This window comes from Lentzea sp., from assembly GCF_036380075.1.
Taxonomy (GTDB): Bacteria; Actinomycetota; Actinomycetes; order Mycobacteriales; family Pseudonocardiaceae; genus Lentzea.
The window spans coordinates 1-9,551 of record NZ_DASVFL010000122.1 but is presented as its reverse complement, the minus strand read 5'-3'; the positions used below and the strand labels follow the sequence as shown (position 1 = coordinate 9,551).

Annotated in this window: 8 protein-coding genes; 3 read left to right on the top strand and 5 right to left on the bottom strand. The window is 69.6% G+C overall.

From position 1 onward, the window contains the following. Window positions 1–166: 166 nt before the first annotated feature. Window positions 167–1,702, bottom strand: a complete 1,536-nt coding sequence (locus VF330_RS15595) for an acyl-CoA dehydrogenase family protein (RefSeq protein ID WP_330852309.1) — start codon at window positions 1,700–1,702, stop codon at window positions 167–169. 170 nt (window positions 1,703–1,872) lie between these two features. On the opposite strand from VF330_RS15595, the gene VF330_RS15590 reads away from it, so the two are divergent. The 3 genes from VF330_RS15590 (at window position 1,873) to VF330_RS15580 (ending at window position 4,559) form a co-directional block, all read left to right on the top strand. Continuing rightward, entirely contained in the window at window positions 1,873–3,123 is a 1,251-nt protein-coding gene (locus tag VF330_RS15590) for an FAD-binding oxidoreductase (RefSeq protein WP_330852310.1), read from the top strand. Beyond that, a complete protein-coding gene (locus tag VF330_RS15585) occupies window positions 3,124–4,356 on the top strand; it encodes a cyclopropane-fatty-acyl-phospholipid synthase family protein (protein ID WP_330852308.1) in 1,233 nt (410 codons plus the stop codon). A 62-nt stretch (window positions 4,357–4,418) separates the two neighbouring features. After that, window positions 4,419–4,559, top strand: coding sequence for a hypothetical protein (locus VF330_RS15580; protein ID WP_330852307.1), 141 nt, complete (start codon window positions 4,419–4,421; stop codon window positions 4,557–4,559). 58 nt (window positions 4,560–4,617) lie between these two features. Here the strand turns inward: VF330_RS15580 and VF330_RS15575 are convergent, their stop codons facing one another. The 4 genes from VF330_RS15575 to VF330_RS15560 all read right to left on the bottom strand — a co-directional run bounded on the left by VF330_RS15575 (window position 4,618) and on the right by VF330_RS15560 (window position 9,291). Beyond that, window positions 4,618–5,448, bottom strand: coding sequence for a S1C family serine protease (locus tag VF330_RS15575; protein ID WP_330852306.1), 831 nt, complete (start codon window positions 5,446–5,448; stop codon window positions 4,618–4,620). A 66-nt stretch (window positions 5,449–5,514) separates the two neighbouring features. Then, a complete protein-coding gene (locus VF330_RS15570; RefSeq protein ID WP_330852305.1) occupies window positions 5,515–7,545 on the bottom strand; it encodes an EAL domain-containing protein in 2,031 nt (676 codons plus the stop codon). Between the two features lie 181 nt (window positions 7,546–7,726). Next, the gene (locus tag VF330_RS15565) at window positions 7,727–8,194 is read right to left on the bottom strand and encodes a GNAT family N-acetyltransferase (RefSeq protein ID WP_330852304.1); all 468 of its coding nucleotides are present in this window, start codon (window positions 8,192–8,194) and stop codon (window positions 7,727–7,729) included. Further along, complete coding sequence (locus VF330_RS15560) at window positions 8,191–9,291, bottom strand: LLM class flavin-dependent oxidoreductase (protein WP_330852303.1); 1,101 nt, start codon at window positions 9,289–9,291, stop codon at window positions 8,191–8,193. The genes VF330_RS15565 and VF330_RS15560 overlap by 4 nt, the downstream gene beginning before the upstream one ends. Window positions 9,292–9,551 lie beyond the last annotated feature (260 nt).

Below are 9,551 nucleotides of genomic sequence, written 5' to 3'. Positions count from 1 at the left end.
AACTCGACGAAAAGCGTGTCGAGTTGACACCCCTCCTCACGTGCAGCGAGTGCTTTGCACGGCTCGTGACGGGACCACCCCACCGGAACCTTCTGTTTCAAGCCAAAGCCAAAGACAAAGCAGCTCGGCTTCGCCGTCGCCTGGCGTGGGGATCCGCGGCGCGCGCCTAGATCTTGGGGACCGCGCGGTCGATGATCGCGGCGAAGTCGGTCGACCGGGGGAGCGTGCCGAACGCGACTCCCCAGTCGCCGCCGAGCCGCGAGCCGAGGAACGCGTCCGCGACGGCGGGGTGCCCGTGCCGGACCAGCAGCGCGCCCTGCAGGATCAACGCCATCTTCTCGACGACCCTGCGGGCCTGCGACTCGTCCACATCGGACAGCGCGGTGCCGAGCTCGTCTAGCGCCTTGTCGACGCGGGGGTCGACCCCGCTGACGGCGGTGAGGAACTCCTGCACCGACTCGGGTTCCTTCTTCATCGCGCGCAGGACGTCGAGCGCGGCGACGTTGCCGGAGCCCTCCCAGATCGACATCAGCGGCGACTCGCGAAACAGCCGGGGCATGCCGCTGTCCTCGACGTAACCGTTGCCGCCCAGGCACTCCAGCGCCTCGGCCGCGTGCACCGGACCGCGTTTGCAGACCCAGTACTTGGTGACGGCGAGCCCGAGCCGCGACCGGTGCCGCGCGAGCCACATCGCGGCGGTCGTGGCGGCCTCGGACTCGACCGCGAGGTCGGCCAGGACGTTGCGCATGGCCGGCTGGTCGACGAGGTACCGGCCGAACGCCTTGCGGTGCGCGGCGTGGTGCGCTGCCTGCCGCAGACCTGCCCGCATGCCGGCCGCCGACCCGAGGACGCAGTCGAGCCGGGTCATGTTGACCATCTCGATGATCGTGCGGACGCCGCGGCCCTCGTCGCCGATCCTGTGCGCGAACGCCTGGTCGTACTCGACCTCGGCGGAGGCGTTGGACTTGTTGCCCAGCTTGTCCTTCAGCCGCTGCAGGAAGAACCGGTTGCGCGTGCCGTCCGGGAGCACCCGCGGCACGAGGAAGCACGTGAGGCCGCCGGGCGCCTGCGCGAGGGTGAGGAACACGTCGGACATCGGCGCGGAGGTGAACCACTTGTGGCCGGTCAGGACGTACCCGTCGGCGACCGGCCGCGCGAGGGTGGTGTTCGCCCGGACGTCCGACCCGCCCTGCTTCTCGGTCATCGACATGCCGGCTACCAGGCCCTGCTTGGACAGCGGCGCCCGCAGGCCGAAGTCGTAGGTCCGCGAGGTGAGCAGCGGCTCGTAGGCGGCGGCCAGTTCGGGCGAGACGCGCAATGCGGGCACAGCCGCGTAAGTCATCGAAACCGGACATCCGTGACCGGCCTCGGTCTGCGACCAGACGTAGAACTTGGCTGCCCTGCTGAGATGCGCACCGTCGACATAGGCGTGCAAACCGTGCGAAACGGCGAAGTTCATCAGATCGTGCCACGCAGGGTGGAACTCGACCTCGTCGATCCGGTTGCCGTACCGGTCGTGGGTGTGCAGCACCGGCGGGTGCGCGTTCGCGAGCCTGCCGCGCTCCTGCCACTCCTCGCTGCCCGCGAGCCTGCCCAGCGCGTGCAGCTCGGCGTCGTCGGCCCAGGTGAGCAGGGCGGGGTCGTCCGCGACGTCGTGACCGGTCAGCGGGGGAACCTGGTTGGTCACCTCGTGCGTAGCCATGACCGGCACGCTACTACTCGGTAGTAACTTTCGGCAGTGCGCGATGTGAGATCACTGGCCCATTCGGGCTTTTGGGCGCGACAACGGCGCTGACGAGGAATAACGTCGTCCACGTGAGTGACCATGGGCACAGCTCGGCCGTGGCTGCGCTGAGCGCGCAGTACGCCGCGATGCGCGAAGGTGCGCCGGTGCGGCTCGCGAAGAAGACGTCGAACCTCTTCCGGTTCCGGGCAGATCAGGCCGGCGGGCTCGACGTCGGCAGGTTCGACCAGGTCCTGTCCGTGGACCCGGTCGGACGCACCGCGCAGGTGCAGGGCATGACCACCTACGAGAACCTCGTCGCCGCGACGCTTCCCCACGGCCTGATGCCGTTGGTGGTGCCGCAGCTCAAGACCATCACCATCGGCGGTGCCGTGGCGGGGCTCGGCATCGAGTCCACGTCCTTCCGCAACGGACTGCCGCACGAGTCCGTGCGGGAGCTGGAGATCCTCACCGGGGACGGCGAGGTCGTCGTCGCGAAACCGGACGACGACCTGTTCCGCGCGGTCCCCAACTCCTACGGGACGCTGGGGTACGCGCTGCGGCTGGAGATCGAGCTGGAGCAGGTCCGCCAGCACGTCCGGCTGCGGCACGTGCCGTTCGGCTCGTTCGCCGAGTGCGCCAAGGCCATCGAGGAGGTCTGCGCGGACGGCTCGGCGGACTTCGTCGACGGCACGGTGTTCTCGCGGGGCGAGATGTACCTGACGTTGGGGCACTACGCGGACATCGCGCCCTACACGTCGGACTACACCGGCAACCAGATCTACTACAAGTCCATCCAGAAGCGGCGCACGGACCACCTGACGATCCACGACTACCTGTGGCGCTGGGACACCGACTGGTTCTGGTGCTCGCGCGCGTTCGGGGCGCAGAACCCCGTCGTGCGCCGCCTGTGGCCCAAGCGGTACCTGCGGTCGGACGTGTACCGCAAGCTCGTGGCCAAGCACCGTCAGCTGCGGCCGCGGGTGGACGTCGAGCCGGTGATCCAGGACGTCGAGATCCCGGTCGCCGGGCTGGCCGACTTCCTCGACTTCTTCGACCGGGAGATCGGCATCTCGCCGGTGTGGCTGTGCCCCGTTCGCCTGCGCGACACCACGGGCTGGCCGCTGTACCCGATGGACGCGGACACGTTGTACGTCAACGTCGGGTTCTGGTCGGAGGTCCCGGTCCGGCCGGGGGAGAAGATGGGTGACCGCAACCGGCTGATCGAGCGCGAGGTGGCGCGGCTGGGCGGCCACAAGTCGCTGTACTCGGACTCCTACTACGAGGAGGACGAGTTCTGGCGGCACTACAACGGTTCGCACTACCGGTCCGTGAAGGCCCGGTACGACCAGACGAACCGACTGCCTGATCTGTACGCCAAGTGTGTCAGGGGACGATGAATGCGGTTGGCCTCCATTTTCCAGCGCATCACGGGTGGCAACGACGTTCGCTTCAAGGCCTACGACGGCAGTTCCGCCGGGCCTGACTCAGCTCCGGTCGCGATAGACATCAAGACACCGGAAGCCCTGTCCTACCTGGCTTCCGCGCCAGGTGAGCTCGGCCTCGCGCGCGCCTACGTGACCGGCCACCTGGAGATCCTCGGCGACGTGCACGCCGGCCTCTCCCGGCTCTCCGAGTTCTCCCTGCGCGAGATCCCGTGGCTGCAACGCGTCGAGCTGCTCCAGTTCCTCGGCAAGGTCCGCCTGTCGCACAAGGTGAGCCCGCCGCCGCAGGAGACCAGGCTGCGCGGCCTGCGCCACTCGAAGGCCCGCGACCAGCAGGCCATCGCACACCACTACGACGTCTCGAACCAGTTCTACGAGTGGGTCCTCGGCCCGTCGATGGCCTACACCTGCGCGGTGTACCCGACGCTCGAGTCCACTTTGGAAGAAGCGCAGCACGAGAAGCACGACCTGGTGGCGCGCAAGCTGGGCCTGAAGTCCGGCATGAAGCTGCTGGACGTGGGCTGCGGCTGGGGCGGCATGGTCATGCACGCCGCCCGCGAGTACGGGGTGCGCGCCATCGGCGTGACCCTGTCGCGCAACCAGGCCGAGTACGCGCAGAAGGCGATCGTCGAGGCGGGTCTGTCGGACCTCGCCGAGGTGCGCCACCTCGACTACCGCGACGTGCGCGAGACCGGCTTCGACGCGGTCTCGTCCATCGGCCTGACCGAGCACATCGGCAAGGCGAAGCTGCCCGGCTACTTCTCGTCGCTCTACGGCAAGCTCAAGCCGGGCGGCCGGCTGCTGAACCACTGCATCACCCGGCCGGACAACAAGCAGCGGGCGCTGTCCGGCCCGTTCATCGACCGGTACGTGTTCCCCGACGGCGAGCTCGTCGGGCCGGGCCACCTGGTGTCGCTGATGCACGACACCGGCTTCGAGGTGCGGCACGAGGAGAACATCCGCGAGCACTACGCGCTGACCCTGGCCGCGTGGAGCCGCAACCTCGAGTCGCACTGGGAGGAGGCCGTCGAGGAGGTCGGCGAGGCACGGGCGCGGGTGTGGCGGCTGTACCTGGCGGCGTCGCGGCTCGGGTTCGACCGCAACAACATCCAGCTGCACCAGGTGCTCGGGGTGAAGCTGGACGGGACCACGTCGCACATGCCGTTGAGGCCGGACTGGCTGTCCTGACGGTCGAGGGGCCGCGACCTCGGTCGCGGCCCTGAACGAGTTTTCAACCAGGGGTGACGAACATGTCGAACGTCGGTGACCACCTCGCGGCCTACGAGCCGCCCGAAGGGACGGGCATCACGCTGGAGGAAGCGACGGCGGCGGTGCGCGAGGCTCGCGAGCGCGGTGACGACGGGAACTCCGGCGGCGTCCTGCCCCGCTGACGATCTCGGACGCGTCGAAGGGCCGCGACCTCGGTCGCGGCCCTGTCCTGCGGGACTCCTAGCCCAGCTGGTTCACGATCTGCTTCGCCGTGTTCGACGGGATCGCGAACCCGATCCCCACGCTCCCGGCCTCCCCGCTGCTCGATGCGGGCGAGTAGATCGCCGAGTTGATGCCGACCAGCTCACCGGCCGCGTTCACCAGCGCGCCGCCGGAGTTGCCGGGGTTGATCGACGCGTCCGTCTGGATCGCCTGGTACGTCACGGACTGCGAGCGGCGCGTCTCGCCCGGCACGGTCACCTTGCGGTCGAGTGCCGAGACGATGCCGGTGGTCACGGTGCCCTGCAGGCCCGACGGCGAGCCGATCGCCATCACCGCGTCGCCCACGCGGACCGAGTCCGAGTCCGCCCACTTGACCGGGGTCAGGCCCGAGACGCCGGTCGCCTGGAGCACGGCGAGGTCCGAGGTCGGGTCGGTGGAGACGACGGTGGCGGGCACCTCGCGGCCGTCGTTCAGCGTCACGGTGATCTGGCCGGTCGCCGAGGCCACCACGTGGTTGTTGGTGAGGATCCTGCCGTCCGCGGTGAGGACCACGCCGGAGCCGAGGCCGTTGCCGACGTTCACCTGCACCACCGACGGGAGCACGGTGGAGGCCACCGAGCTCCAGTCCAGTGTGGACGTGTTGGAGACCGTCTGCGCCACGACGGACGACGCCGGGGCCGCGTCGGGTGAGGCGACCACCGCTCCGGTGACACCTCCGAACAACCCGGCGACGAGCGCCGCCGCGGTCAGCATCGGGGCCGTGCGGCGCCAGAACTTCGGCGCCGGGGCAACGGCGGGCTGCGGTTCCACCAGTGACCCGCTCATCGCGGGGAAGCTCTGCTCGGTCATGACTCCAGGTTGGGCCGCCAAGTTGTGAGCAACCTGTGCCGGAACCCTGGAAAACCCTGATAAGAATCAGATGAGAAGAGCCGGCACCTCGGTGGCCGGCACGGCGGGCCCGAAGTGCGAACCCTGGCCGCCGACCACGCCCAGCGCGGCCAGGCGCGCCGCCTCCGCCTCGCTGCGCACGTCCTCGGCGAACATCGGCAGCCGCAGGATCGCCGCCCACTCCAGCAGCGCGACGGCCGCCGTCTTGTCCACCCGGTTGGCGCCGGCGTCGAGGCCGTGCACGACGGTGGGCGAGAACTTCACGCCGCTCCACGGCAGCATCCGCAACCGGCTGACGCCCGCGTTGCCGCCGGTCAGGTGGTCCAGCACGAGCTCGACGCCGCGTTCGGCGAGGATGGTCAGCTCCTCCAGCTGCGCGTCGTTGAGGAGCACGGGCAGGCGCTCGTGCAGCTCGAACCGCAGCTTCGACGCGGGCAGGCCCGCGCGGGTCAGCACGCGGGCCACCTCGGCGACGAGCTCGGGTTCCTGGCACAGCCGCGTCGGCAGGTCGATCGACAGCACCGGCGTGCGGTCGCCCAGCGTCGCGTACCACCCGCCTGCCTGCTCGCAGGCCTCCGCCAGCGCCCAGCGGACGAGCCGGACGATCATGCCGTTGTCCGAGGCCTGGTCGAGGAACGCCTCGGGGCACAGCACCCCGCGCTCCGGGTGGTCCCAGGCGATCTTGGCCTCCAGCGCGAGCACCGAGCCGTCGGTCAGCGAGCGCACCGGCTGGTAGTCGACGCGGAACTGGCCCTCCTCCAGCGCGCCCGGGATGGACGCGGCGAGCGCGTACCGCTCGCGGTCGCGCAGGTCGCGTTCCCGGTCGTACAACGCCCACTGCGCCTTGCCGTCGCTCTTGGCCCAGCCGACCGTCACGTCGGCCGCGCGCAACAGGTCCGCAGCGTCACCGCCGCGCGCCTGCCGCGCCACGATGCCGATGCTGGTCGTCACGCCGATGCCGTGGCCGTCGATCCACGTCGCCTCGTCCAGCCGGGCGGTGAACTCGTCGACGAGCGCGATCACCGCGGGCACGTCGCGCGGGTTCTCGACCAGGACGCCGAACTCGTCCGCGCCGATGCGCGCGACCCTGCCGACCTCCTCGGGGAACACCGCGTTCAGGTGCCCGGCGATGGTCATCAGCACGCGGTCGCCTGCCTCGTGGCCGAACGCGTCGTTCACGCCGCGGAAGCCGTCGACGTCGATCTGCACCAGCGCGAGGGTCTCCGGGCCCCTGGAGCCGACGGCGCCCTCGAGCCAGCCGAGGAACTGGGCGCGGTTGGGCAGCCCCGTCCGCATGTCGTTGAGGCTCTGGCGCACGAGCTGCGACTGGAGGTCGCGCATCTCGTCCATGCTCTCGACCATCGTGACGAAGTACGGCGGCGTGCCGTCGTCCTCGCGCACCAGCGAGATCGCCATGTGGGTCTGGATCGTCTCGCCGTCGGCGCGGACCATCCGCTTCTCGACCCTGATGTTGTCGTAGGGGGAGGCGATGAGCTCCTTCGCGAGCTCTCTCAGCCCGGCTCTGTCGTCCGGGTGCACGAAGTCGCGGCCGCTCATCCTGGCGACGTCACCGGCCGTGTAGCCGAGCATCGTCAGCAGCGCCTCGTTCACGTCGATGATGTCGCCCTTGAGGCCGCTCACGATGATCCCGAACGCCGAGCTCTCGAAGACCGCCTTGAACTTGGTCTCGCTCGCCTTGACGGCGCTCTCGGCGCGGCGCATCGCGTTGATCGCGGCGGTGCGGCTGATCTCCTGCTGGCCGAGCGTGCGGTCGCGCAGGGCCTCCGCGTACCCGGCGGCGAGCGCGGCCAGCCGCGCCGGCGTCACCGGCGTGTGCTCGCCGAGGTGGGCGAGGGTCTGCTCCAGCGTCGCCGAGGAGATGAAGTCGTGCTCGACCATGGACCGGCCGACCTGCCTGGCCGCCTCGACGTCACCACCGAGCAGCTGCTCGACGTACCCGCCGAGGAGCTGCTCCAGCTTCTCGCGGGTGAGGTTCGCGAGGAGGGTGGTGGAGATGGCAGCCGCCCACCGGGCGGCGCGCTCTGGGCTGTCGACCATGTTCATTCAGCTCGGGTGGCCGTTCGTGGGGACCGGGGTGATCAGCTGGTCGATCGTCGGACGCCAAACGAGTGGTTGGTCGGTCCTGCTTTCCAGCTTACTGATCAGTCACGACGTGTCCAACCGAACCGCGATTCCCGCCCGGGAATCGGCGGCTCGGCCACGAATTCACTCGTTTGAACTAATGAATCACCTTCGTGAAGGCGAGCGGACCAATTGTCAGCGGGTCCGTCCCGACGTCGAACAACGGTGTGTAACCGGTGGCCAGGTACAGCTCTTTCGCCTCCGGCTGGCGTGGTCCGGTCGTCAGGTAAATCCGGTTGTACCCAAACGCACGGACCTCGTTTTCCAGTTCCACGAGCACCCGGCACGCGAGTCCACGCCGACGGTGCTGGGAATGGGTCCAGATTCGTTTCAGCTCGGCCGTTTCCGAGTCGTACCGCATGAACGCGCCACCCGCCACGGCCTCGCCCGCTTCGAGCAGGAGCAGGAACTGGCCGTGCGGCGGTTCGAACACGTCCGCCGGGCGTCGCATCTCCTCCGCGCCCATCGGCCCGTAACGCGACGTGTACTCGTACGTCAGTTCGGCGACCAGTGGCGCCGCGGCCGGGTCGGACTGGCGGACGCGGCGCACCTCGAGAGTCGTCATGCGGCCTTGGCCCGGTCCCTCTTCGCGACTTCCTCGCGCACGATCGGGATCACGTACCGGCCGAAGTCGATCGCGTCGCCCAGCAGGTCGTAGCCGCGCGCCGACAGGATGTCCACGCCGAGGTCGTAGTAGTCCAGCAGCGCCTGCGCGACCGTCTCCGGCGTGCCGACGAGCGCGTTGGAGTTGCCGGCGCCGCCGGTGGCCTTCGCCGTCGGCGTCCACAGCGCGCGGTCGAACCGCTCACCGCGGTCCGCGACCGCCAGCAGTCGCTGCGAGCCGGTGTTCTCCGGGTTCGTCAGCGAGTGGCGGCGGCTGAGCGGGCCGGTGGCCTTGCGCGCCTCGATCCGGTCGACCGTGCGGTGCGCCTTCTCCCAGGCGAGCTCCTCGGTCGGCGCGATGATCGGCCGGAACGCGACCTGGATCCGCGGCACGTCGGTCCTGCCCGCGTCCTTCGCGGCCTGCTTGACCGACTCGATCTGCTGCGCGGTCTCGGCGAGCGGCTCGCCCCACAGGCAGAAGATGTCCGCCTCCGCGCCTCCCGCGGCGTAGGCGGCGGGCGAGGAACCGCCGAACGAGACGTCCGGGCGCGGCTGCTGGACGGGGAACACGTCGCTCACGAAGTCCGCGAAGTGGTAGTGCTCGCCGTCGTGGTCGAACGCCTCCCTGCTCAGCCACGCCTTCTTGACGATCTGGATGTACTCGCGGGTGCGGCCGTAGCGCTGGTCCTTGGTGAGGTAGTCGCCCTCGCGCTGCTGCTCGTGGTCGGTGCCGCCGGTGATGAAGTGCACCGTCAGCCGGCCGTCGCTGATCTGGTCGAGCGTCGCGAACGTCTTGGCGGCGAACGTCGGGTACGACACGTTCGGGCGGTGCGCCAGCAGGATCTGCAGCTTGTCGAGCTTGCTGGCGAGGTACGCGGCGGCGGCCGACGGTTCCGGAGCGCCGGACCCGTAGGCGAACAGCACGCGGTCCCACCCGTGGTCCTCGTGCGCGCGGGCGAGCCTGAGCGTGTAGTCCTTGTCGAACGCGCCGGCGGACGACCGCGGAGTCGTCTCCGACCCGTCGTTCGTGGCGGCGATCCCGAGAAACTCAACTGGCATGACCGATTCCCCAGGCTGGTAGCAGGAGTGGGTGCGTTGAGGGAGACGCCCAACGAGTGCACACCTCGGGATCATCCGGTGCAACGACGTCCACAGAGCGGGATTTGCTTGCACGCGCGGGGTACTGTGGTGGTGTTCGCGTTGAGGGGCGCGGCTCGTTTCTCGTTGCCCATCAACGGAAAGACGCGCATGCGCACACTCGTCGTCATCGGCGGCGGCCCTCGCACCGCGGGCCTGCTGGAACGCATCGCCGCCCAGTC

Excerpts from the sequence above, each read along its gene's own strand:
- VF330_RS15565 (WP_330852304.1), bottom strand. The coding sequence starts at position 8,194 with ATGACGACTCTCGAGGTGCGCCGCGTCCGCCAGTCCGACCCGGCCGCG.
- VF330_RS15585 (WP_330852308.1), top strand. The coding sequence starts at position 3,124 with ATGCGGTTGGCCTCCATTTTCCAGCGCATCACGGGTGGCAACGACGTT.
- VF330_RS15570 (WP_330852305.1), bottom strand. The coding sequence starts at position 7,545 with ATGGTCGACAGCCCAGAGCGCGCCGCCCGGTGGGCGGCTGCCATCTCC.
- VF330_RS15580 (WP_330852307.1), top strand. The coding sequence starts at position 4,419 with ATGTCGAACGTCGGTGACCACCTCGCGGCCTACGAGCCGCCCGAAGGG.
- VF330_RS15595 (WP_330852309.1), bottom strand. The coding sequence starts at position 1,702 with ATGGCTACGCACGAGGTGACCAACCAGGTTCCCCCGCTGACCGGTCAC.
- VF330_RS15575 (WP_330852306.1), bottom strand. The coding sequence starts at position 5,448 with ATGACCGAGCAGAGCTTCCCCGCGATGAGCGGGTCACTGGTGGAACCG.
- VF330_RS15560 (WP_330852303.1), bottom strand. The coding sequence starts at position 9,291 with ATGCCAGTTGAGTTTCTCGGGATCGCCGCCACGAACGACGGGTCGGAG.
- VF330_RS15590 (WP_330852310.1), top strand. The coding sequence starts at position 1,873 with ATGCGCGAAGGTGCGCCGGTGCGGCTCGCGAAGAAGACGTCGAACCTC.